Source organism: Rhizobium sp. RAF56, assembly GCF_052113965.1.
Classification (GTDB): domain Bacteria; phylum Pseudomonadota; class Alphaproteobacteria; order Rhizobiales; family Rhizobiaceae; genus Rhizobium.
In genome coordinates, this window is record NZ_JBFRDU010000018.1 from 70,521 (window position 1) to 92,829 (window position 22,309).

The 22,309-nt window shown below is 63.2% G+C and carries 20 protein-coding genes; 13 read left to right on the plus strand and 7 right to left on the minus strand.

All coding sequences use genetic code 11. From position 1 onward, the window contains the following. Positions 1–152: 152 nt before the first annotated feature. Together AB4048_RS16740 and AB4048_RS16745 are read right to left on the minus strand one after the other, a co-directional pair. On the minus strand, positions 153–578 hold the full coding sequence (locus AB4048_RS16740; protein ID WP_442203105.1) for a hypothetical protein: 426 nt from the start codon (positions 576–578) through the stop codon (positions 153–155). 18 nt (positions 579–596) lie between these two features. After that, entirely contained in the window at positions 597–836 is a 240-nt protein-coding gene (locus AB4048_RS16745) for a hypothetical protein (protein WP_442203106.1), read from the minus strand. 421 nt (positions 837–1,257) lie between these two features. Between AB4048_RS16745 and AB4048_RS16750 the strand changes: the two genes are divergently transcribed. Beyond that, complete coding sequence (locus tag AB4048_RS16750; RefSeq protein WP_442203107.1) at positions 1,258–2,328, plus strand: enoyl-CoA hydratase/isomerase family protein; 1,071 nt, start codon at positions 1,258–1,260, stop codon at positions 2,326–2,328. 42 nt (positions 2,329–2,370) lie between these two features. Further along, positions 2,371–3,252, plus strand: a complete 882-nt coding sequence (mmsB, locus tag AB4048_RS16755; RefSeq protein ID WP_442203108.1) for a 3-hydroxyisobutyrate dehydrogenase — start codon at positions 2,371–2,373, stop codon at positions 3,250–3,252. 59 nt (positions 3,253–3,311) lie between these two features. On the opposite strand, the gene AB4048_RS16760 is transcribed toward mmsB, so the two are convergent. Continuing rightward, positions 3,312–5,381, minus strand: coding sequence for an ATP-dependent helicase (locus tag AB4048_RS16760; RefSeq protein WP_442203109.1), 2,070 nt, complete (start codon positions 5,379–5,381; stop codon positions 3,312–3,314). 278 nt (positions 5,382–5,659) lie between these two features. Here AB4048_RS16760 and AB4048_RS16765 point away from each other — a divergent pair, with 278 nt between their 5' ends. Continuing rightward, the gene (locus tag AB4048_RS16765) at positions 5,660–6,535 is read left to right on the plus strand and encodes an SMP-30/gluconolactonase/LRE family protein (RefSeq protein ID WP_442203110.1); all 876 of its coding nucleotides are present in this window, start codon (positions 5,660–5,662) and stop codon (positions 6,533–6,535) included. Positions 6,536–6,634: 99 nt separating this feature from the next. Here the strand turns inward: AB4048_RS16765 and secD are convergent, their stop codons facing one another. From secD to AB4048_RS16785, 4 genes are all read right to left on the minus strand, one after another. After that, positions 6,635–9,178 (minus strand): protein translocase subunit SecD, encoded by a 2,544-nt coding sequence (secD, locus tag AB4048_RS16770; protein WP_442203111.1) that lies wholly within the window; start codon positions 9,176–9,178, stop codon positions 6,635–6,637. 89 nt (positions 9,179–9,267) lie between these two features. After that, positions 9,268–9,687 carry a hypothetical protein gene (locus AB4048_RS16775; protein WP_442203112.1) on the minus strand — a complete coding sequence of 140 codons (420 nt, stop codon included), beginning with the start codon at positions 9,685–9,687 and terminating at the stop codon, positions 9,268–9,270. Between the two features lie 132 nt (positions 9,688–9,819). Then, positions 9,820–11,592, minus strand: coding sequence for a YbaL family putative K(+) efflux transporter (gene ybaL, locus AB4048_RS16780; RefSeq protein WP_442203113.1), 1,773 nt, complete (start codon positions 11,590–11,592; stop codon positions 9,820–9,822). Positions 11,593–11,729: 137 nt separating this feature from the next. Then, complete coding sequence (locus AB4048_RS16785; RefSeq protein WP_442203114.1) at positions 11,730–13,211, minus strand: ArnT family glycosyltransferase; 1,482 nt, start codon at positions 13,209–13,211, stop codon at positions 11,730–11,732. A gap of 628 nt (positions 13,212–13,839) precedes the next feature. Between AB4048_RS16785 and AB4048_RS16790 the strand changes: the two genes are divergently transcribed. The 10 genes from AB4048_RS16790 (at position 13,840) to AB4048_RS16835 (ending at position 22,266) form a co-directional block, all read left to right on the plus strand. Further along, complete coding sequence (locus AB4048_RS16790) at positions 13,840–15,480, plus strand: globin-coupled sensor protein (protein ID WP_442203115.1); 1,641 nt, start codon at positions 13,840–13,842, stop codon at positions 15,478–15,480. Between the two features lie 63 nt (positions 15,481–15,543). Beyond that, positions 15,544–15,840 (plus strand): STAS domain-containing protein, encoded by a 297-nt coding sequence (locus AB4048_RS16795; RefSeq protein WP_442203116.1) that lies wholly within the window; start codon positions 15,544–15,546, stop codon positions 15,838–15,840. After that, positions 15,837–16,202, plus strand: a complete 366-nt coding sequence (gene cheY1, locus AB4048_RS16800) for a chemotaxis response regulator CheY1 (RefSeq protein WP_442203117.1) — start codon at positions 15,837–15,839, stop codon at positions 16,200–16,202. Before AB4048_RS16795 ends, cheY1 begins: the two co-directional genes overlap by 4 nt. 16 nt (positions 16,203–16,218) lie before the next feature. After that, a complete protein-coding gene (locus AB4048_RS16805) occupies positions 16,219–18,483 on the plus strand; it encodes a chemotaxis protein CheA (RefSeq protein ID WP_442203118.1) in 2,265 nt (754 codons plus the stop codon). A gap of 4 nt (positions 18,484–18,487) precedes the next feature. Further along, complete coding sequence (locus AB4048_RS16810) at positions 18,488–18,955, plus strand: chemotaxis protein CheW (protein WP_442203119.1); 468 nt, start codon at positions 18,488–18,490, stop codon at positions 18,953–18,955. After that, entirely contained in the window at positions 18,952–19,860 is a 909-nt protein-coding gene (gene cheR, locus AB4048_RS16815) for a protein-glutamate O-methyltransferase CheR (protein WP_442203120.1), read from the plus strand. The genes AB4048_RS16810 and cheR overlap by 4 nt, the downstream gene beginning before the upstream one ends. After that, complete coding sequence (gene cheB, locus AB4048_RS16820; RefSeq protein ID WP_442203121.1) at positions 19,857–20,900, plus strand: protein-glutamate O-methylesterase CheB; 1,044 nt, start codon at positions 19,857–19,859, stop codon at positions 20,898–20,900. Before cheR ends, cheB begins: the two co-directional genes overlap by 4 nt. Then, positions 20,900–21,289 carry a response regulator gene (locus AB4048_RS16825; RefSeq protein WP_442203122.1) on the plus strand — a complete coding sequence of 130 codons (390 nt, stop codon included), beginning with the start codon at positions 20,900–20,902 and terminating at the stop codon, positions 21,287–21,289. The genes cheB and AB4048_RS16825 overlap by 1 nt, the downstream gene beginning before the upstream one ends. Next, positions 21,286–21,840, plus strand: coding sequence for a chemoreceptor glutamine deamidase CheD (cheD, locus tag AB4048_RS16830; protein ID WP_442203123.1), 555 nt, complete (start codon positions 21,286–21,288; stop codon positions 21,838–21,840). Before AB4048_RS16825 ends, cheD begins: the two co-directional genes overlap by 4 nt. Positions 21,841–21,876: 36 nt before the next feature. Beyond that, the gene (locus tag AB4048_RS16835) at positions 21,877–22,266 is read left to right on the plus strand and encodes a hypothetical protein (RefSeq protein ID WP_442203124.1); all 390 of its coding nucleotides are present in this window, start codon (positions 21,877–21,879) and stop codon (positions 22,264–22,266) included. The last annotated feature ends 43 nt before the right edge of the window (positions 22,267–22,309 follow it).

The following is a 22,309-nucleotide window of genomic DNA, read 5'->3' on the forward strand; positions in this document are numbered from 1 at the left end:
GAAACGGTTTTCCGTCCGGAATTGCGAGGTTCTGTGGCAAATGCCGCCCGGTTCGGGTCCAAAAAATGGATGCTCCCCTGGCGTTTCGGGTTGCGTGTTCGACGAGAGATAGTTGGCCGTGGTTCAGCTATCATGTCGGCAGGAGAAGCAGTCTAAAAGCCCGAAAAGAGCTCGGTCACTTTCTGCCTCAGTTCGTCGGGCAACCGCCCGATCACGGGGCCGATATTGTCCTTCTGCCGCTTGTCGAAAAACGAGGGAGACCACGGAAGCCCGGTCATCTTATTCGTTACTACAAGGGTTTCCAGAAACAGCCCGCATTGCTTCAAATGAACTGGATCGTCAATGATAAAACCATGTTCATCGAGCAGATCGATCTGCTTGGTGCAATACACGACTTTCACCCAGGGCATCTCCCCACCGTTTTGCACAGCAACAAAACCTGCGGCCCTTACAATGCAAGGACGGGGGTACGGACCAGGCCGGGCAGGCTTTTCGGCATGAGGATACGCACACCAAACAAAATCCCACTTCTGAGGAAGTGGGACGTTTTCAACCCGATAGGGCGGCTTGAGCTTCACGCTTTATTCGAAGCTTGATCAACCATTCACAACTCTGAATTCGCCAAGCGGGCCGTAATTTTCCTCGATAAGCGTCTGGAGTTTCTCGAAATAGTTGGGGTCGTAGTCTGGACCAACTTGATGCTTGCGCTGATACTCCAAGGAAAAGAGATCTTCATCCGGGCCACGCTCGCTCCGAACCTTGGCCACGCCGAATGCTTCGGTCGCATCACGGTACGAGCCGTACGATAGGTACGTAGCAATCTTGCGCTGGGCCATTTTGTCTCCAAAAGCCGCATCACCTAGAAGCGGAACGTTCAGTTACCAAGACGAGTTCGACACGTCCAAGCAGTACCGACATAGCAGAAAATCGCGAGATTTCGCCTCCAGTTTCGTCCTTTACCTTCCAAGAAGATGCCGATCTTGTCAATGTCTTGCTAGGATACTGCGCCCAAGCACACCTTAGCGAATTCTCGCCGGGGAAAAGATAAGTGGCGATATCCCGTTCCTGAATACCTCGACGTCCGAACCACTTTCGCGGAAGGAAATTATTGCTGCGAGGAGGCTGCGATCTACGCGGATTAAGGCTTGTGGCGCCATGGCTGAAACCCACTCCGCGCTGCATCCGTTTTTCTTATGTTATTTGCTACATAGTTCCCTCCGGGTTTGCGCAGCAACGAAATAAACAGCGAGGATGCCGATGGATGCGAAGAGAGCGATCAGCGAAACGGACGACGTCATCGTCGAACGCCGAGGTTCGGCCGGCATCGTTCGCCTCAACAGGCAAAAGGCGCTGAACAGCCTGACCTTGCAGATGGTACGGGTGATTGCGGCAGCGCTGGAAGCCTTCGCGGCGGATAGCGGCGTTGCGAGCATCGTCGTTCTCGGGGAGGGAGAGCGCGGATTTTGCGCTGGCGGCGACATCAGGGCGATCTATCGCAGCGGAAAGGAAGGGACCGACGAGGCCGCCGCCTTCTGGCGAGAGGAATTTCGCCTGAATTATGCCATCGCCACCTATCCGAAACCCTATGTCGCGCTGATGGACGGCATCACCATGGGCGGCGGCGTCGGGCTTTCGGCCCATGGCAGCCACCGTGTCGTCACCGAGCGCACGCGGCTTGCGATGCCTGAAACCGGTATCGGCTATTTTCCGGATGTCGGCGCCACCTGGCTTTTGTCGCACGCGCCGGGCGAGGCCGGAACCTATATGGGCCTCACCGCGCTGGATATCGGCGCTGCGGATGCGATCCACGCAGGCTTCGCCGACCATTGCGTGCCGTCCGAGAGACTGCCGGCGCTGGTCGATGCGGTTGCAGCGCTTCCCCCCTCGGCCACGGCACTCGACGTGCATCGGGCGATCGCGGAGATGGCGAGCGACGCCGTCGGAGGTCGCCTGGAAGCCCATCGCCCCGCCATCGATCGCGCCTTCGCGCACGATACCGTCGAGGGGATCGTCGAAGCGCTTGCCGCGGCGACGGACACCTTCTCAAGCGAGGCGCAACGCGTCATCGCCACCCGCTCGCCGACGAGCCTCAAACTGACGCTGCGGCTGCTGCGCGCCGGCGCCAAAAGCGCAAGCCTTGCCGAATGCCTCACGCGCGAATTCGGCGTCGGCCTGCAGATCCTTGCGAACCCGGATTTCTACGAGGGCGTGCGCGCGGCCGTCATCGACAAGGACCGCAATCCGAAATGGTCGCCGGCGAGCCTTGGGGAGGTCGGCGAGGCGGATATCGAGCGCTTTTTCGCGCCTGCGCCGCAGGCGTTGTTTTAGGACTACAGCGAACAGGTCGATCGAACGGGAGGAAACGTGGCCATGACACGCATCGCATTTATCGGGCTTGGCAACATGGGCGGGCCGATGGCCGCCAATCTCGTAAGGGCCGGCCATTCCCTGACCGGGTTCGATCTGTCGCACGACACGCTGAAGGCTGCTGAGGCAACGGGCGTGAAGCCGGCGAGTATCCTGAGCGAGGCGCTCGCCAACGCGGAAGTCGCGATCACCATGCTGCCGAAGGGCCAGCATGTGATTTCCGTTTGGAGCGATATTCTGCGGGCGCCGGCAAAGAACATGCTCATTATCGATTGCTCGACGGTCGATGTCGAAAGTGCCCGCCAGGCGCATGCGATGGCGAGGCAGGCGGGCTGCCTCTCCCTCGACGCGCCCGTATCCGGCGGGACCGGGGGCGCTGCCGCCGGCACGCTCACCTTCATGGCCGGCGGTTCGCCGGAGAGCTTTGCGCAGGCAAAGCCGCTCCTCGAAGCGATGGGCAAGCGCATCGTTCACTGCGGCGAGGACGGGGCGGGGCAGGCCGCGAAGATCTGCAACAACATGATCCTCGGCATTTCCATGATCGGCGTCTGCGAGGCCTTTGCGCTCGCCGAAAAACTCGGCCTTTCGCACCAGGCCCTGTTCGATGTCGCCTCCACGTCCTCCGGCCAGTGCTGGTCGCTCACCACCTATTGCCCGGTGCCGGGGCCTGTACCGGCCTCGCCCGCCAACAATGGCTACAAGCCGGGTTTTGCCGCCGCTCTGATGCTGAAGGATCTCAAGCTGGCGCAGGAGGCGGCGTCCGCGAGCGGTGCCGTGACCCCGCTCGGGGCAGAGGCAGCGCAGCTCTTTGCCCTTTTCGAAAAGCGCGGCAACGGCAACCGCGATTTCTCCGCCATCATCGAGATGTTCCGCGAGGTCATTTAGGCTCAGAAGATTTGCGCAATTCGGGAGGGAAACCGCTTCCCACTTTTCCTGGAATTTGCCTAGCGCCACATGCCGCGCATGCGCGCGCCGACGTCGACGCGGACCTGACGCGCGTGCGCGGCGGCAGCGCTTTCCGCTCTGGCAAGTGGCCAGCCGCAGACCTCGAAGAACTGCAGTAGCGTCGCCGGAATGAAGCGCGAGCGCGAGGCGTAGACGTGGCGGTCGCCCTGCGCGTTCTGCCCGTGGGTGAAGAAGCGTTGCGGCACCACGAGATCGAGGCCGTCCTTGGCGCGTGTCATGGCGACGTAGAGAAGGCGCCGCTCCTCCTCGATCTCGGCGCTGGTTCCGACGCCGAGATCGGACGGTATGCAGCCGTCGACGACATTCAGCATGAAGACCTTCGTCCACTCCTGGCCCTTGGCCGAATGAATGGTCGAAAGGATGAGATAGTCCTCGTCGAGGAGCGGCACGCCGGCCTGGTCGCTGGTGGCATCGGGCGGATCGAGGGTGAGTTCGGTGAGGAAGCGCTCACGGGAGGGATAGCCGCCGGCGATCTGTTCGAGCTGGATAAGGTCCGCCTGGCGGGTCGAGGCGTCCTCGTGCAGACGGTCGAGATGCGGCTCGTACCATTGCCGCACCAGGCCGATTTCGGCCGGCCAGCCGGCCTTGCCGGTCTTCAGTTCGCTGAGCGTGGCGACAAAGCTTTTCCAATCCTCGCCCGAGCGAGGCGGGGCCGGCAGCGTGGCGAGCGCTCCGAGCGGATTGGTCTCCTCGCCGATGGCGTCGAGAACCCGCTGCGCAGTCGAGGGGCCGATACCGGGCAAAAGCTGCATCAGCCGGAAGCCGGCGACGCGGTCGCGCGGGTTCTGGGCGAAACGCAGCGCCGCCAGCATGTCCTTGACATGGGCGCTGTCCAGGAATTTCAGCCCGCCGAATTTGACGAATGGGATGTTGCGGCGCGTCAGCTCCACCTCCAGCGCGCCGCTGTGGTGCGAGGCGCGGAACAGCACCGCCTGCTGCTTCAGCCGCGTGCCGCCCTCGCGGTTTTCCAGGATCTGGTCGGCGACGTAGCGGGCCTGGTCGGCCTCGTCGCGCACGGTCACCAGCCGCGGCCGGCTGCTGGATTGCCGTTCGGTCCAAAGGTTCTTGGTGAAGCGCTCGGAGGCAAGCTCGATGACGGCGTTTGCGGCAGCCAGGATCGGCTGGGTCGAGCGGTAGTTTCTGTCGAGCGTGACGACATTGGCGGCCGGGCTGAAGGAAGCGGGGAAATCGAGGATGTTGCGCACGGTCGCGGCGCGGAACGAGTAGATCGATTGCGCATCGTCGCCGACGACGGTGAGCCCTTGCCCGCCCGGCTTGAGCGCCATCAGGATCGAGGCCTGCAGCCGGTTGGTGTCCTGATATTCGTCGACGAGCACGTGGTCGAAGCGCCCGGCAATGTCCTCCGCGATCAGCGGCTCGTGAACCATATGGGCCCAGTAGAGCAGCAGGTCGTCGTAATCGAGCACGTTCTGCGTCTGCTTGGCCTCGACGTAGGCCGCGAAGAGTTCGCGCAGCTGCTTCTCCCAGGCAGCTACCCAGGGAAAGGCGTCGCGCAGGATAGTTTCGAGCGGCGCTTCGGAATTGACCGCGCGCGAATAGATCGCAAGGCAGGTGCCCTTGGTCGGAAAACGGCTTTCCATTTTCGAAAAACCGAGTTCGTGCCTGACGAGGTTCATCAGATCGGCGCTGTCCTCGCGATCATGGATGGTGAAGGCGGGGTCGACGCCGATCTGTTCGGCATAGTCGCGCAAGAGCCGCGCGCCGATGCCATGGAAAGTACCCGCCCAGGCGAGCGCATCGGCCATGACGGCGGCGTTCGGCCCCAGGACCTGGCCGCAGATACGCTCGACCCGGCGCGCCATCTCGGCGGCGGCCCGGCGGGAAAAGGTCATGAGCAGGATACGGCGCGGATCGGCGCCCTTGACGATCAGGTGCGCGACGCGGTGCGCCAGCGTATTGGTCTTGCCGGAGCCGGCACCAGCGATGACGAGGAGCGGCCCGGCGATGTGGCTGCCGTCGATTTCCGTGCCATGCTCGACGGCGAGGCGCTGCTGCGGATTGAGCTTTTCGAGGTAGGCGGCGTTCATCTCAACTCCTCAAGCGGCCGGATGAGGCCGCGGGCGATCCGCATCAAGGAATCACGTGGGGAACCGCCCGGGTGTTCGATAAATGTTCCGGCGAGGGCGGCCTGTCAAGACGAAGGCGGAACCCGCCCGGTTCTTTCGGGTCGGCTGAAACAACGTTGGCGAGCAACGCATTAGCCTGGGGAGGCGATCATCTCTTTCGCCGCGACATCGTTTACAACCCATCGGGTTAAGGCTAGCCTTCTCTCCCAAGCAACCGACAGCGTCGAGGACACTTCGGTATGAACGAGACGATCGCAACCGCGTTGCACCAGCCCGACGGGTTGGTCGCGTTGAAAGACGGTGGCGTGGCACTCGTGGAGGCCGAGGCCGGCGGCGGGGCACTCATCATCATCGGCGCGCAAGGGGTCCGGCACGAGATCTGCAGGGTCGAGGGGCATCCGATCGGGCTCGCAATCGATGGCGATGGCTGCTTCTGGGTCGCCGGCGGACCGGGAAACACGGTCGTGCGGCTGTCGCCCGACGGCCAGATCCTGAAGACGATCGCGGGAACGAAAGACCAGCCGTTCGTGTTGCCGAAAAACCTTGCCTTCGGCCCTGACGGGCTTCTCTATATGAGCGATTGCGGCGTCCGCCTCTCCGATCTCGTCGATGACGCCGATATCCGTCCCGACTATTACGACGCCGCCTACAACGGCCGCATCTATCAGATCGACCCGCAGGCGGGGCGGGTGCTTCGCACGCTGGCGACGGGCTTGCTGATGGCCAACGGCGTTGCCTTCGACGCCGAGGGACTGCTCTATTACAGCGAGACGCTGACCGGCACCGTGTACCGCCAGGTCATCGGCGGCAAGCCGCAAACTTTCGCGCACGTGTCGCGCTCTCAGGTGACCGGGGGCCTGAAGGGGCCAGCCGGCCTCGCCTTCAATCGCAGCGGCATGCTCTATTGCGCGAAGTATGGCGAGGGGGACATCTGTCTGATCGATCCGACGGGAAAGATCGTCGGGCACATCCCGACCAACGGTCGCCTGCCGGACGATATCGCCTTCACGCAGGATGGGAAATACGCGCTGATCGCCGAACACGAGCACGGCGCGCTGGAGAAAATCCCCGTACCAAGCCCCGGTGGCCTGCCGTTGCACACGCCGGCGCTTTAAAGCAGTTTCAGGAAAAATGTGAAACGGTTTTCCGGAACTCTAACCGGGGGTGGGGGAGGCGTGCCCGGCGAACCGGACACGCTGTCTCAAGAGTTTACTCTAGGCGGCCGGAGCCCGCTTCGACTTTTCGTCCTCGATGGCTGCTGCCTCGGCCGCATGGCTGCGGTGGCGTTGGCGCCAGTCGCCGAGGAAGAGCAGGATCGGCGCTGCGATGAAGATCGACGAGGCGCCGGCGACGAGAATGCCGAAGACCATCGGGATCGCGAAGCTCGAAACCGCGCTGCCACCCCAGATCGCCATTGGAACGAGAGCGAGGAAGGCCGTCGCATTGGTATAGAGGCTTCGCGCCAGGGTCTCGTTGATCGACTTGTCGATGATCTCGCGCAGCGGCATCGACTTGTAGAGGCGCATGTTTTCACGCATGCGGTCATAGACGACGACCTTGTCGTTCACCGAGTAGCCGACGAGCGTCAGGATGGCGGCAATCGCCGTCAGGTTGAAGTCGAGGCCGGTGATCGCGAAGAAGCCGATCGCCTTGGTGACGTCGAGCACCAGCGTGACGATGGCACCGACGGCAAACGGCCACTCGAACCGGAACCAGATGTAGAAGAGCATCGCAAAGCTGGCGATCACGACCGAGAGGATACCGGCCCAGGCAAGCTCGCCCGAGACTTTCGGGCCGATGACGTCGGTGCCTTCGACGGTGGCCCCCGGGTCGATCTTGGCGACCTCGGCCTTCAGCTTGGTCACCGCTGCCGTCTGCGCCTCTTCGCCGCCGTCCTGCCGTTGGGCACGAACGAGAATGCTGTGGTTGTCGCCGAAGGACTGCAGCGAGATTTCACCAAGGCCGAGGGTGTTCAGGCCTTCGCGGAACGTCGCGAGATCCGCTACCTCCGAGGTCTTCACCGACATCTGGATGCCGCCGCGGAAATCGACGCCGTAGTTCAGGCCCGGATGAATGAAGAGCACGACCGAAGCGATGGAAAGCAGCGCCGAAACGGTTACGCCGAAGAAGCGCGCCTTCATGAACTGGATGTGCTTGTCATAGGGGCTGAATGGGATCAGCGGCTTGATGTTCATCACCTTCAGCTTGCGGCGGCGGGTGATCTCGATCATCGCGACGCGCACGAACGCGACCGAGGTGAACATCGAGATGATCAGGCCGAGGCCCATGGTCACGGCAAAGCCGCGAACCGGTCCCGAGCCGAAATAGAACAGGATCGCGGCAGCGATCAGGGCCGTCATGTTGCCGTCGATGATGGTCGAGTAGGCGCGCTTGAAGCCGGTATCGATGGCGGCAAACGCACTCCTGCCCTTACGCGTCTCTTCGCGGATACGCTCGTTGATCAGGACGTTCGCGTCGACCGCAAGGCCGATGCCGAGAACGACACCGGCGATACCCGGCAGGGTGAGCGTTGCGCCGACGAGCGTGAGGGCCGAGAACGTCAGGATCGTGTGGATCAACAGAGCCACGTTCGCCAGGATGCCCCACGTTCCATAGAGAATGAAGATGAAGGCCGCGACGAGGATAAAGCCGACGATGCCCGAATAGATACCCATGCGGATCGCGTCGCCGCCGAGGTCGGCGCCGACGGTGCGCTCTTCGATGACGGTTAGCTTGGCAGGCAGCGCGCCTGCGCGCAGCAGGGCTGCAAGCGTCGTAGCGCTTTCGGCGCTGAAGCTGCCGGAGATCTGGCCGGAACCGCCGGTGATCGGCTCGCGGATGACAGGCGCGCTCAGCACCTTGTTGTCGAGCACGATGGCGAAGGGCTTGCCGACGTTTTCGCGGGTGATTTCGGCAAAGCGGGCAGCGCCGGCATTGTCGAAGCGGAAGGTAACGAGCGGCTCATGCGTATTCGGGTCGAAACCGACGCGCGCATCCGACAGACGGTCGCCCGAAAGCTCGACGCGGTCCTGGATCGGGAACGGCGTGCCCTTCTCGTCCTTCATGACCGTCACGCCGGCGGGCGGATTGTTGATGTCGCCGGTTTCGGCGAGCATGTGGAACGACATCTTCGCGGTCGAGCCGAGCAGTTCGCGAAGGCGCGAGGGATCCTGCGCGCCCGGCAGCTGCACGAGCACGCGGTTGCTGCCGATACGCTGGATTGTCGGCTCCGCCACGCCCACCTGGTCGACGCGCTGGCGGATGACTTCGAGGCTCTGCTGCACCGCGGCTTCGACGTTGGCATTGATGCCGGCGGGCGAGAAGGCAAGATTGATCGTGCCGCCGTTGGGCGTCACGGTCAGGTCGGACTGGCCGGCGGTCAGCCCCGTAGTGATGACGTTCGAAAGCGTCTTCAGCTCGGTAACGGCCACATCGCTCTGTGCAGGATCGGTCAGCGTGACGACGATCTGGTTCTGGGAGAGGACGACGGACTTCGTCTGGATGCTCTTGGTGCGGAGCACGCGGCGGGCGTCCTGCAGCAGCGACTGCAGCCGCTCCTTGGTCAGGTCGGCTTCATCCACCTCGAGAACGAGGTGCGAGCCGCCGCGCAGGTCGAGACCGAGGGAAACCTGGCTGTGGGGAAGCCATGTCGGCAGGCGGCTAAGTGTGGCCTGCGACAGGACGTTGGGGAGGGCAATCAGAAGGCCCAGCACGATGATCACCGAATAGGTGAACACGAGCCAACGGGAAGTGCGCATATGGATATCCTTGAATACGCTTGTGCCAGCGAAGGTCGCTGGCGGGTGTCGGTGTGAATTTTATTGAAGCCGCGCCGCGCGCAGGCTGTTCAGGCGCGAACGGGCGGCCCGCGTGCCAGATAGGCGCCGGGCGCCGGCAGTTCCGCCGCAAGCGGCTTCAGGGCATCGCCCGTGGGCAACGCCGTATAGGGAAGAATGAGCGAGGTGGGCGTCGGAACGAGCGCGTCGTTGCCGTCGTGCCAGGCGCCCTTCGGTTCGAGGTCGCGCTCGGACGAGGCCAGAACACCGCGCGCGGTGTCGCGCAGCGACAGATAAAGCGGCTGCGTGCCTTTGCCGGCCGAGAACGAATTGGTTTCCGCCGTTGCCGCCGCGCCGAAGCCGCCGCCGATCGCGAGCCCGAGATAGGCAAAGAAGGCGACGACCAGGGACGCAACGAGGCGCGGCATGGTGGGCCGTGCGCCGTTATTCGTCTCTTCGCCGTCGGCGATGCCGTATTCGGATGGGTTCACGTGTCGAAGCGACCTTTGTTGGTTGCGGCAAGCGGGTTCATTGGGCCGTCCCTATAGCAGCCTCCGGCCCCGGTTCCTAGACCGGCCGCGCCTGAGCTGGGGATTGCGGCCCAGTATAGCGGCTTTTGCCGCTTATTGCGCCCTCTCATGATGCAGTCGGGTCATCTGGTCAACCATTCCCAGGGCGATTTCGCGCTCGCCCATGATCGCCGCGTCGGCTCCATAGGCTTTCAACTCGGTGATTTCGGCGTCGGAATGGGCGCGTGCGACGATCAGCAGCGAAGGGTTGATGGCGCGCGCCTGCTGCGTCACACCGCAAGCCTCGAAGGCATTCGGGATGGCGACGGCAAGGCTGAGAGCGCCTTCCACGTTGGCGTAGGCGAGCGTGCCGGCGGAAGCCGCATTGCCATAGACCGCCTCGATGCCGCTACCGCGAAGCTCGGCGATACGGCTGTCGGTATCCTCGATGACGAGAAAGGGAGTGCCCGAAGCCTGCAGGCTTTCGGCGAGTATCTTGCCGACCCGGCCATAGCCGACGACGATGGCATGGCCCCGAAGCGAGGTCGGGCCGACCTCGGTGTCGCTCTGCGTCGGCGGAGGATAACGGCCCTCTGTTTCGGAAATCGTATTGTCGGGCTTGGCGGCCTTTTCGGCACTTTCGCCTTCGGAGGCGCGCGCGCCGAGCCGCCGATTGAGCCAGTCGCAGGCGACGAACACCAGCGGGTTGAGGATGATCGACAGAATCGCGCCGGAAAGAATGAGATCCCGGCCCTCGGGCGGCAGCAGACCGAGCTCGACGCCGAAGGCGGCGAGGATGAAGGAGAACTCGCCGATTTGAGCAAGGCTTGCCGAGATCGTCAGTGCCGTCGATAGCGGTTTGCGGAAGGCGAGCACGATGAAGAAGGCGGCGACCGACTTGCCGACGATGATGATGAAGAGGGTTGCAAGGACCGGCAGCGGGCGCTCGATCAGGATCACCGGGTTGAAGAGCATGCCGACCGAGACGAAGAACAGGACCGAGAAGGCATCCCGCAAGGGCAGGCTCTCCTCCGCCGCGCGGTGGCTAAGCTCGCTTTCGGCGAGAACCATGCCGGCGAAGAAGGCGCCGAGGGCAAGCGAAACGCCGAAGAGTTTTGCCGCACCGAATGCAACGCCAAGGGCGATCGCAAGCACGCCGAGGCTGAAAAGCTCGCGCGAGCCGCTCTGCGCGGTACGATGAAGCAGCCACGGAATGACGCGGCCGCCGAAAACCAGCATGACCGCAACGAAAAGGGCGACCTTGACGAGGGTGGCGGCAATGATGCCGCCGATGCCGAGATCGAGGCCGAGCAGATGGTTCAACGCCGTCGACAACGGTTCCGTGCCGCCGTGACCGTCGCCGCTGACGCTTGCGGCGGCCGGGATCAGAACCAGGGCCAGCACCATGGCCAGATCCTCGACGATCAGCCAGCCGACGGCGATGCGGCCGCGTTCGGTCTCGACGAGCCGCCGTTCCTGCAGCGCTTTCAGGAGCACGACGGTGGAAGCAACTGAGAGCGCGAGGCCGAAGACCAGGCTGCCGCCGATCGGCCAGCCCATCAGCGCGCCGAGCCCCCAGCCGAGCAGCGTGGCAAAGGCGATCTGAACGATCGCGCCCGGCACGGCGATGCCGCGCACCGTCAGAAGGTCTTTCAGCGAAAAGTGCAGCCCGACGCCGAACATCAGCAGGATCACGCCGATTTCCGCAAGTTCCGGCGCCAGCGTCTGGTCGGCGACGAAACCGGGCGTATGGGGACCCGACAGCACGCCCGCCAGCAGGTAGCCGACCAGCGGCGGCATTTTCAGCCGATTGGCGATGGTGCCGAGGATGAAAGCCAGCACGAGGCCCGCGACGATGGTCGTAATCAGGGGCGTGTCATGCTGCATCGTCACCTCCGGACAGTGTAAATATATGACTTTTATGGCTTATCGCGGACTATGGGCGATAGCCGGCCTTGAATCAAGGAGAGCTTGTCCTTCAGCCTGCCACTCCGGCACCGGACCCCGCAAGTCACCCGCACGCGTCAATTCGAAGCGGGTGGTGCGAGGCAATGCGGGGAGACTCGGTAGGCATAAAGCGTTCTGCCCCTCTTGTAGCCGAAGTCGGGTTGCCAGGTCTTCAGCGCTTCACTCGTGCCGTCGACGCAGGTGAAAGGCTCGGTCGCGACAAATAGGACGTTCTCGGCCGTCGTTGCGGCGGGGAAGGGAAACCTCTGCTCGTAGTAGCTCGTCGGGAAGCCACCGAGATCGCGGGCATAGATGCGCAGCGGCTTGTCCCTGAGCGTATAGAAGAGGTCGCCCAGGATGTCGCGGTCCTCGGCAACCACGATGCCGGTGGCAGCCTGCTCGGCGATCCGGGCGATATCCAGGCTGACGGCGCTGCGTCCCATGTAGCGCTTCATGACGAGTTCGCCGTTCGGCAGCTTCAGATCGGTCGCGAATACCGTGAGCAGCGGGATGACGACCGCCACGACGCCGTTGATAATCAAGGAGTTCAGAAGCCCGCGGCGCAGTCTTTTAAGCTCCAAGACCGCAAGGATGGTGCCGGCCGCATAGGCGGCGACCGCCCAGTTGGCATAGGCCTTGGCAAACAGCGCCTGCAATGTGATGAGCAGCACGACGGGGACCGAAAGCCAGATCAGCAGCTTCTCTTCCCGCGAGCATTGGCCGCGGATCATTCTGGTGACGGCGAACAGCATGGCGAGGAAGACGAGGGGGCCGACGACGCCGAACTGCGCCCCGAAAAAGGACAGCGCGCCAAGCGGATTGAACGGCGAGGCCTTGTCGTCGCCCCAATGGGCGATCGCCTGCGTATGCCGCACCGTCGCCGCGCCATGCGTCAGGTTCCACCAGAGGTTCGGGGCGATCACGATGGCGCCGACGATCGCCGCGATGAAGACGTCGCGCCATGCGACGCGCGCGGACGGCAACGTCGCCATCGCCACCAAAGCGCCCGGCAGCAGGAAGAGCACCGAATATTTTGTCATGAAGGCGAGCCCGAGGCTCAGGCCGAGTACCACCGCCTCGGCGACCGAACGTTTGGCGTTCAAACCGAAAAACGCCCACAGCGCGATGGAGATGAAGAAGATCTGCACCGTATCGGTGGAAACGAGCACCGACGACAGCGAGACGGCCGGCAGCGTCACGAAGGTCACGCCGACCCAGGGAGCGGTCTCGGCTCCGAGCAGCCGGCGCGTCGCCAGCATCAGGACAAGCCCGCTGCCGAGATGAAAGAGCGGCGCCGAAAGCCTGACCCAGAAGGTGTCGTTCGAACCGGACAGCGCGTCGAAGAGCCGGATCACCCAGGCAATCATCGGCGGCTTGGAATAATAGCCGAAATCGAGGTTCTGCCCCCAGAGCCAATACTGCGCCTCGTCGACGAACAGGTCCGTCGCGTTGAAATAGAGCATCACCACGCGCCAGAGCGTCACGGCAAACATGATGATGAGCGCGGTTTTGACGGTGAGGGTGCTTGCGCGCGTTTCAGCGAAATCGATGCTGGACATGAACGATCCTGGCGGCTGGGGTCGAATCCGGCCTTCATAAGCGAGGATCGGCCCCTGCGCCAGTCTTTGCCGGCGCGAGATCGCTGGTGCCCTAGAGAACGCGCAGCGTCGCCCGTTGGCGAGCGTCGTCGATGCGGGATAGCACGAACACCGCCGTCAGCGTCATGGAGGACGTAAGTACAGCACCCAAACCCAGAACAATCATTGCTCTATCCTGTCGGCATCAAAGCTGTTTCAACCTCCGTTGCCTATCGGCCCAAACTTGCTCGTAGCTGGACGGAACGGTGAATTGCGCGGCCAAAACGCAATGTGCGGCAAAAGCGCATGCGGCCCCCGCCAATTAACCTTCGAGCAAGGAATTAACCATAAACATGGGGCAACATACGTCGGAATGGGAAGCTGTCGCTCGTTCCCACCAGGCATGAGGCCGCACCGCACGTACCGGGTCCGATCCGGTATTATTTCATCAGATGGTTCCAGGAACAGATTTTGGTGAAAGAGCGGGTCTCTGCCCCGCCGGCCATCCAGCCGGCGACGGAAATCTCTCCTCACAATTTCATTGCCCGAGAACTGGATAAACGCGGCTTGGTCGTGGCGATTTCAGCACGACACTTCGGTGGGGACGGCATTGGCGCAAGATTCGCCATCAGATCAGGCTCGACGGGCGCAAGCAGGCAGCCTCCGCGACCGATTGCGCTTCGCCGGTCTTAATGCCGAGCAATGCGACCTCGTGCGCCGCAATCGGCCGCTGTTGCAGGACGGGCTGAAGGCCGGCCTGCGCGATCTTTTCCAGCGCTATCAGTCATTTCCCGATGCGTCGCGCCATTTCTCGAGCGAGCGCCAGGTCGAACGCCTTCATGATCTTCAGACCTCCCACTGGGACGTCTTGACGGACGCGCGCTTCGACAGCCTCTATGCCGAGCGCGTCAAGATCCTCTCGGATTCGAACGGCAAGATGGGAATCGAGCCGCGCTGGCACGTCGCCGGCCACGGCATCATGCTGGAGCATCTCCTTTCCAGCCTCGTCGAGGAGGCTCGTGGCGGTTCCATCCTGCCGGGCGCGAGGCGAAGGGCCCGCGAACTCCAGGAGTTGATGGCCGCCGTCATCCGGCTCGTGATGGTGGACGTCGAAATCGCCGTTTCGCTGCGCTTCAACGAGCAGCGCCTCAACCACCAGCGGGCGCTCGCCGAGCAGCGGGCGAGCGACCTTGCCGATGTGGGGCAGATCTTCGGCGACGTGATCCGGGCGCTTTCGGAGCGCGACCTGACCGCACGCATGCCGGCCGATGTGCCCGAAGCCTATGGCGATCTCGCGGCGATGCTGAACGCCGCCCTCGACGACATCCAGTCGCAGTTTTCCGGCCTTTCCAGCCGCGTCCAGACAGCGGAAGCTGCAACAACGATCCTTGCGCGCGACAGCCGCGCGCTCGATCAGCGCGCCGCCGACCACCGCGAGCAGCTTTCCCTTTCGTCAGGGCGCCTGGCCGAGCTTGCCGAGCAGGTGCGAACGAGCGCCGCCGACAGCCGGGTCACCGAGCGCGCCGTGGCGACGACCCGCACGGCCGCCGAGACGAGCGGCCATGTGGTCGGGCAGGCCATCAGCGCCATGGCTGATATCGAGCAGTCGGCCGAGAAGATCGGCCAGATCATCGGCGTCATCGACGAGATTGCTTTCCAGACCAACCTGCTTGCGCTCAATGCCGGCATCGAGGCCGCGCGCGCCGGCGATAGCGGCCGCGGCTTTGCGGTGGTCGCCCAGGAAGTGCGCGCGCTTGCCCAGCGCTCCGCGGACGCGGCCCGCGAGATCAAGACGCTGGTGACCGGCACCAAGGCGCAGGTCGAAGCCGGCGTGCAGATGGTCGGCCGCACGCAGGACGCGATCGGCAGCATCGTTCGCCAGGTGACCGACATCAACGACCAGATCTCCGGCATCGCCGAGGCGACCGGCGTTCAAGCCGAAAATCTGCGCTCGATCACCGTCGAACTTGGCGATGTCGGTCGGGCGGTCACGGAAACCGGCGCTCTGGCGCAACGTTCGGGAGAGGGCGCCGACGAGCTTCATACAGTCATCCTCGAACTCGGGCGGACGGTTCGCGAATTCCGCATTGCCCGCGAGCGGCAATATTCGAGCGACGCTGCTTTTGTGCGCCGGGGCGCTGTTGCCACGCCTGCGCCCGCCGTCGGCGCGGCTGACGAGGAGGACGCGTTGCCGGCATTCGACCTGCCGCTGCGGGTCGCCGGCCTTGGAGGCGAGCGGAATGCCTATTGAAAAATCTTATCGGGTGAACAGGGGCGCGCAAGCGCCCGGGACCAATGAACGAGGACGAAACTGATGCCGAGCAAGAAGGCTGAAAAGACGCTCAATCTGGCCGCGGTGCTGGATCTAAACGAAGCCTCGACACTCCGCAGCAAACTGATGGGCCTGCGCGGCAGCAATGTCGCGATCGACGCGTCCGGGGTGGAACGGCTGGGGACGCTGTGCGTCCAGGTGCTCCTTGCTGCCGCCAAGACGTGGAACGAAGACAAGCTATCCTTCACCTTCTCGAAGGTATCGGAGGCGTTTCAGAAAACGATGCAGATGATCGGTGTCGACATGGATCACCTGCTTGCCAAGGAGATCCGGCAATGAGGAAGAAAGTGCTGACCGTGGATGATTCACGGACCATTCGTAACATGCTGCTCGTAACGCTCAACAATGCGGGCTTCGAGACGGTTCAGGCTGAAGACGGCATCGAAGGGTTGGAGGTTCTCGAGGAATCGAACCCTGACGTTATCGTCACCGACATCAACATGCCGCGTCTCGACGGCTTCGGCTTCATCGAGGGCGTGCGGCGCAACGAAAAGTTCCGCGCCACCCCGATCCTGGTGCTGACGACCGAAAGCGATGCCGAAAAGAAGAACCGGGCGCGCCAGGCCGGAGCGACCGGCTGGATCGTCAAGCCCTTCGACCCTGCCAAACTTATTGATGCTATCGAGCGCGTAACTGCTTAATCAGGATTCTCCTCCTATGGATATGAACGAAATCAAAGAGATATTTTTCCAGGAGTGCGAGGAGCAACTCGCCGAACTGGAATCGGGTCTCCTGAAACTGAACGACGGCGATCGCGATCCGGAAACCGTCAATGCCGTCTTTCGGGCCGTTCATTCCATCAAGGGTGGTGCAGGCGCCTTCGGTCTCGAAGACCTCGTCGCCTTCGCCCATGTCTTCGAAACCACGCTCGACTGCGTGCGCTCCAACAAACTGGAGCCGACGGTGGACGTGCTCAAGGTGATGCTCAAATCCGCCGACGTGCTGGCGGATCTGACCAATGCCGCGCGCGACGGCGGCAGCGTCGACGAGTCGAGAAGCCGTGGTCTGGTGAAGGAACTCGAGGCGCTTGCCCATGGCGAGCTGCCGGTCGCCTCGGCAGCCAACGAGACGCCGGCGCCGAAGGTAGCAGCGCCTGCTGCCGTCAAGTCATCGCCTGCGCCGACCGACGACAGCGGCTTCCAGCCGATCCCGTTCAATTTCGAGGACGACGACCTCGGCGGCGACGACGACCTGCCGCTCTACGAAATCACCTTCAAGCCGCGCTCCGATCTCTACGCCAAGGGCAACGACGCCACCTTGCTGCTGCGCGATCTGGCGCGTCTCGGCGAAATGTCTGTCCACTGCGATACCGAGACGCTGCCCCGCCTGGAAGAACTCGACGCCGAGGCCGCCTATCTGACGTGGCGGATCTCGTTGCGCACGGACAAGGGCGAAGAGGCTATCCGCGCCGTTTTCGAATTTGCCGAATGGGATTGCGAGCTGGACGTGGCGCTTGCGGTTGCCGACGTAAGCGAGGCGGACGACGAGCGCCCGATGGTGCCTGTCGCTTTCGATCTTTCGATGCTCGACGAAGAGCCGGCGCCCGCCGCGGACCCGAAGCGCGTCAGTGACGCCGAGGCCGCCGTCTCTGCTGCCGAGATTGCAAGCAACGTTTCCCAGTTGGCCGCCGCCGCCTCCCGTGTGGAGAAGAAGGAAGCCGCCGCCGCAGCAGCGGCTGCGACCGCGGCCAATGCAGCTGCCCAGAACAACGCCGCCGGCCAGACGATCCGCGTCGATCTCGACCGCGTCGACCGGCTGATCAACCTCGTCGGCGAACTCGTCATCAATCAGGCGATGCTCTCGCAGAGCGTCGTCGAGAACGACGCCAACGGCACGTCCTCGATCAACATGGGTCTCGAAGAGCTGCAGCAGCTGACGCGCGAGATCCAGGACAGCGTCATGGCGATCCGCGCGCAGCCGGTCAAGCCGGTCTTCCAGCGCATGTCGCGCATCGTTCGCGAAATCGCCGACATGACCGGCAAGCAGATCCGCCTGATCACCGAGGGAGAGAATACCGAAGTCGACAAGACGGTCATCGACAAGCTCGCCGAGCCGCTGACTCATATGATCCGCAATGCGGTCGACCACGGCGTCGAAAGCCCGGAAAAGCGTGCCGCGGCCGGCAAGAACCCGGAAGGCACGGTCCGCCTGACGGCGAAGCACCGCTCCGGCCGTATCCTGATCGAGCTTGCCGACGACGGCGCCGGCATCAACCGCGAAAAGGTGCGGCAGAAGGCCATCGACAACGACCTGATAGCGGCCGACGCCAATCTTAGCGACGAAGAGATCGACAACCTGATCTTCCTCCCCGGCTTCTCGACCGCCGACAAGATTTCCGACATCTCCGGTCGCGGGGTCGGGATGGACGTGGTCAAGCGCTCGATCCAGGCACTTGGCGGCCGCATCAACATCGTTTCGAAGCCGGGTCACGGCTCGGTCTTCACGATGAGCCTGCCGCTGACGCTTGCCGTCCTCGACGGCATGGTGGTCACGGTCGCGGGCCAGACGCTGGTGGTGCCGCTGACGGCGATCGTCGAAACGCTTCAGCCCGAGGCTTCCGCGATCCACTCCTTCGGTGCCAACCACCGGCTGATCTCGATCCGGGACAGCTTCTGCCCGTTGGTCGATGTCGGACGCATCCTGAATTTCCGTGCCACCCAGGCAAACCCGGTCGAAGGCGTGGCGCTGCTGGTCGAATCCGAAGGCGGCGGCCAGCGTGCGCTCATGGTCGATGCGATCCAGGGACAGCGCCAGGTGGTCATCAAGAGCCTCGAGGCGAACTACACCCACGTTCCGGGGATCGCCGCCGCGACCATTCTCGGCGATGGCCGCGTCGCGCTCATCCTCGACGTCGACGCCGTGGTGGCCGCCTCGCGCGGCCAGCCGCTGAAGCCGGAAATGTCCTTGGCAGCTGTGGGGTAAGTCGATGTCGTACGCCGCTCAAAGCCTTTCGGAAGGATCGCGCAGGCTGATAGCGTTTCGCATCGGCGAGCAGGAATTCTGCGTCGATATCATGGCGGTCCGCGAGATCCGTGGCTGGACGCCGGCAACGGCCATGCCGCATGCGCCGTCCTACGTGCTCGGTATCGTCAATCTGCGCGGCGCCGTCCTGCCGATCATCGACCTGTCGGCGCGGCTCGGCATGAAGAAGGCCGAGCCGACGGCGCGGCATGTCATCATCGTTGCCCAGATCAAACGCCGAATCGTCGGCCTGCTCGTCGATGCGGTCTCCGACATTCTGACGATCACCGAAGACAACATTCAGCCGACGCCCGAGATTTCCTCCGATCTGCAGCGGCAGTTCGCGCGTGGGATTCTCGCGATCGATCGCCGCATGATCTGCGTCGTCGAACTTGAGGCGCTATTTCCGGAAGAAGAAAGCGAAGCGGCATGAGTTTGATGGGCGCGACAGACTTCCGGCAGTCGCCCGACGAGGTGCTGGCGAGCGGCGAGTATCCGCTGGCGCGGCGCGACCTCGCCGAGATCGCCGCCATGATCTATGCGGATGCGGGCATCTATCTCAACGAGACCAAGGCGTCGCTTGTCTATTCGCGGCTGTCCAAGCATATCCGCAGCCTCGGTCTGCCCGGATTTCGCGCCTATTGCGAGCTTGTGGCGTCGCCTGCCGGCGCCCACGCGCGGCGCGAGATGCTCTCGCATCTGACGACGAACTTCACCCGGTTCTTCCGCGAGAACCACCATTTCGACCATCTGCGCACGGAAGTGCTGCCGGGCCTGATCAACAGGGCCCGCAGCGGCGGACGTGTTCGTATCTGGTCGGCTGCCTGTTCCGACGGGCAGGAGCCTTACTCGATCGCGCTCACCGTGCTGTCGATGATGCCGAACGCCGCCGACTACGACTTCAAGATTCTGGCGACCGACATCGATCCGAAGATACTCGCGATCGCAAGGGCCGGTGCCTACGATGAAGCCGCGCTGGAGACCGTCTCTCCCGCCATGCGAAAACAATGGTTCCATGAGGTCGACATCCAGGGCCGCTCGAAGTTCCAGGTCGATGATCGCGTCAAGAAGCTGATCACGTTCAACGAGTTGAACCTGATGGCGCAGTGGCCGTTCAAGGGCAACTTCGATGTTATTTTCTGCCGTAACGTCGTGATCTACTTCGACGAGCCGACGCAGGTGAAGATCTGGTCGCGCTTCTCCGGCCTTTTGCCGGAAGGCGGCCATCTTTACATCGGCCATTCCGAGCGCGTCTCGGGAGAGGCTAAGAACCAGTTCGACAATACTGGCATCACGACTTACCGGTATCTCGGCCGGCACGGAGGACGCAAGGCATGAGCGCCCCCGCCCGCGTTCTCGTCGTCGACGACTCCGCGACCATGCGCGGCCTGATCACGGCGATCCTGAGCGCCGATCCGGACGTCAGCGTCGTCGGTCAGGCCGGCGACGCCATGCAGGCGCGGGCAGCGATCAAGCAGCTCAATCCCGACGTCATCACGCTCGACATCGAAATGCCCGACATGAACGGGCTGGAATTCCTCGAAAAGATCATGCGGCTTCGGCCGATGCCGGTGATCATGGTGTCGACGATGACGCATCGCGGCGCCGAGGCGACGCTTGCGGCACTGGAAATCGGCGCCTTCGACTGCGTCGGCAAGCCCGTGCCCGGCGATGCCCGCCCGTTCGGCGACCTCGCGGAGAAGGTCAAGGCGGCGGCGCGCTCCCAGCGCGGCTACGCGCGACCGGATACGAGCGCACCTGTCTCGCGGCCCTCGGTTGCCGATTTTCGGGTAGGGCGCAAGATCGTCGCCATCGGCTCGTCCACCGGCGGCGTCGAGGCGCTGATCGCGGTGCTGCAGAAGTTTCCCGCCAATTGCCCGCCGACCGTCATCACCCAGCATATGCCGTCGACCTTCACCAAGAGCTTCTCCGAGCGCCTCAACCGCCTCTGCGCGCCTGTTGTCGAGGAAGCGACGGATGGGGCGCGCCTCGAAATCGGCAAGATCTACCTGGCACCGGGCGGCGACTATCATCTGACTGTCGCTAGTGCTTCAGCGCCGCAGTGCCGGCTTGTCGACCGGCCCCCGGTCAACGGCCACCGGCCATCGGTCGATGTGCTCTTCGATTCGGTGGCGGAACTTGCCGGCCGCAACGCGATCGGTGCGATTTTGACCGGCATGGGCCGGGACGGCGCCGCGGGGCTGCTGAAAATGCGCCACGCCGGCGCGCGAACGGTCGGGCAGAACGAAAAAACCTGCGTCGTTTACGGAATGCCAAGGGTTGCGTACGAACTTGGCGCCGTCGAGCAACAACTTCCGCTGAATGCGATCGGCGAAGAATTACTGAAATTGACAGCCGCCCGAAAGGAGAGCGACTAATGTCCCTTGCGGAAAAAATCAAAGTTCTGATCGTCGACGATCAGGTCACCAGCCGTCTGCTATTGAGCGATGCTCTGACGCAGCTTGGCTTCAAGCAGATCACGGCCGCCGGCGACGGCGAGCAGGGCATGAAGATCATGTCCGAGCAGCCGCACCATCTCGTCATATCCGACTTCAACATGCCGAAGATGGACGGTCTGGGCTTCCTGCAGGCCGTGCGCACCAACCCCAACACCAAGAAGGCGGCGTTCATCATCCTGACGGCGCAAGGGGACCGCGCGCTGGTGCAGAAGGCAGCCCAGCTCGGCGCCAACAACGTGCTCGCCAAACCCTTCACCATCGAGAAGATGAAGGCGGCGATCGAGGCGGTGTTCGGAGCGTTGAAATGATCATCGACGGTGCAGCCAAACGCGTGCACATCATTCAAGGCGAGTACAAAGTCGTCAGCGACCCGGACGTGGTGCTGTCGACTATCCTCGGCTCGTGCGTGGCTGCATGCCTGCGTGATCCCGTGGCAGGCGTCGGCGGCATGAACCATTTCCTGCTGCCTGGAACGGGGAACTCGATGGCGAGTGGCGGCGACGCGACGCGCTACGGCGTTCACCTGATGGAACTTCTGATCAACGGCCTTTTCAAGAAGGGCGCGCGGCGCGAGCGCCTTGAAGCGAAGATTTTCGGCGGTGCCAAAACCATCGCGTCCTTCTCGAATGTCGGCGAACAGAATGCACACTTCGCGACAGAGTTCCTGCGGGATGAAGGCATCCGTCTCGTCGGCGCCAGCACCGGCGGCGATCACGGGCGCAAGGTCGAGTATTGGCCCGTTTCGGGGCGTGCGCGGCAGATCCCCTTAACCGGGGCGGAGACGCAAAAGACGGTCGCGCTCGAGCAGCGCCCGGTGATTGCGCCAAGGCCCGTCGAAAGTTCGATCGAGTTCTTTTAGTCGTCTTGTATTTCGAGTTTCCTGCGAGGATTTTTTATGAGTTTTGCCCCGCCGAGCCCTGGGGGCGCGGAAGAAGAAGCGCTCCCCGCCATTCTCACGCGCATCGTTTCCGAATTGCACGACGTCGCCTATCTCATCGAGCGGGTGGAGCCGCTGTTCCTCAGCATCGCCAAGACCGAGGTCCTTTCCTCCCCTGAAACAATGAAGGTGATACAGGGCATCGACCTTGCCGTGCAGAAGACACGCGGCATTGCGGAATTCATCGATACGCTGAGCGATGGCCTTCCCGATGCCTTGATGGTGGATGTAGCGACGGCGCTCAGCCTGGTGAAGCTTGCCGAAATGAAGAAGGCGTTGGCGGGCGGTACCTGTTCGAGCGAGGCGCAGCCGCTCGCCAAGGCGGCCGGCGACCTCGATTTTTTCTGATCGCGAACGCCGTTTGATGGCGCGTCTGCCGCTCTAAACGTCA

Bases quoted from the DNA above. Each gene is read 5' to 3' on its own strand.
- AB4048_RS16745 (WP_442203106.1), bottom strand. From the start codon at position 836: ATGGCCCAGCGCAAGATTGCTACGTACCTATCGTACGGCTCGTACCGT.
- mmsB (WP_442203108.1), top strand. From the start codon at position 2,371: ATGACACGCATCGCATTTATCGGGCTTGGCAACATGGGCGGGCCGATG.
- AB4048_RS16760 (WP_442203109.1), bottom strand. From the start codon at position 5,381: ATGAACGCCGCCTACCTCGAAAAGCTCAATCCGCAGCAGCGCCTCGCC.
- AB4048_RS16785 (WP_442203114.1), bottom strand. From the start codon at position 13,211: ATGTCCAGCATCGATTTCGCTGAAACGCGCGCAAGCACCCTCACCGTC.
- AB4048_RS16765 (WP_442203110.1), top strand. From the start codon at position 5,660: ATGAACGAGACGATCGCAACCGCGTTGCACCAGCCCGACGGGTTGGTC.
- ybaL (WP_442203113.1), bottom strand. From the start codon at position 11,592: ATGCAGCATGACACGCCCCTGATTACGACCATCGTCGCGGGCCTCGTG.
- cheD (WP_442203123.1), top strand. From the start codon at position 21,286: ATGATCATCGACGGTGCAGCCAAACGCGTGCACATCATTCAAGGCGAG.
- AB4048_RS16795 (WP_442203116.1), top strand. From the start codon at position 15,544: ATGCCGAGCAAGAAGGCTGAAAAGACGCTCAATCTGGCCGCGGTGCTG.
- cheY1 (WP_442203117.1), top strand. From the start codon at position 15,837: ATGAGGAAGAAAGTGCTGACCGTGGATGATTCACGGACCATTCGTAAC.
- AB4048_RS16825 (WP_442203122.1), top strand. From the start codon at position 20,900: ATGTCCCTTGCGGAAAAAATCAAAGTTCTGATCGTCGACGATCAGGTC.
- AB4048_RS16835 (WP_442203124.1), top strand. From the start codon at position 21,877: ATGAGTTTTGCCCCGCCGAGCCCTGGGGGCGCGGAAGAAGAAGCGCTC.
- secD (WP_442203111.1), bottom strand. From the start codon at position 9,178: ATGCGCACTTCCCGTTGGCTCGTGTTCACCTATTCGGTGATCATCGTG.
- AB4048_RS16805 (WP_442203118.1), top strand. From the start codon at position 16,219: ATGGATATGAACGAAATCAAAGAGATATTTTTCCAGGAGTGCGAGGAG.
- cheR (WP_442203120.1), top strand. From the start codon at position 18,952: ATGAGTTTGATGGGCGCGACAGACTTCCGGCAGTCGCCCGACGAGGTG.
- cheB (WP_442203121.1), top strand. From the start codon at position 19,857: ATGAGCGCCCCCGCCCGCGTTCTCGTCGTCGACGACTCCGCGACCATG.
- AB4048_RS16750 (WP_442203107.1), top strand. From the start codon at position 1,258: ATGGATGCGAAGAGAGCGATCAGCGAAACGGACGACGTCATCGTCGAA.
- AB4048_RS16810 (WP_442203119.1), top strand. From the start codon at position 18,488: ATGTCGTACGCCGCTCAAAGCCTTTCGGAAGGATCGCGCAGGCTGATA.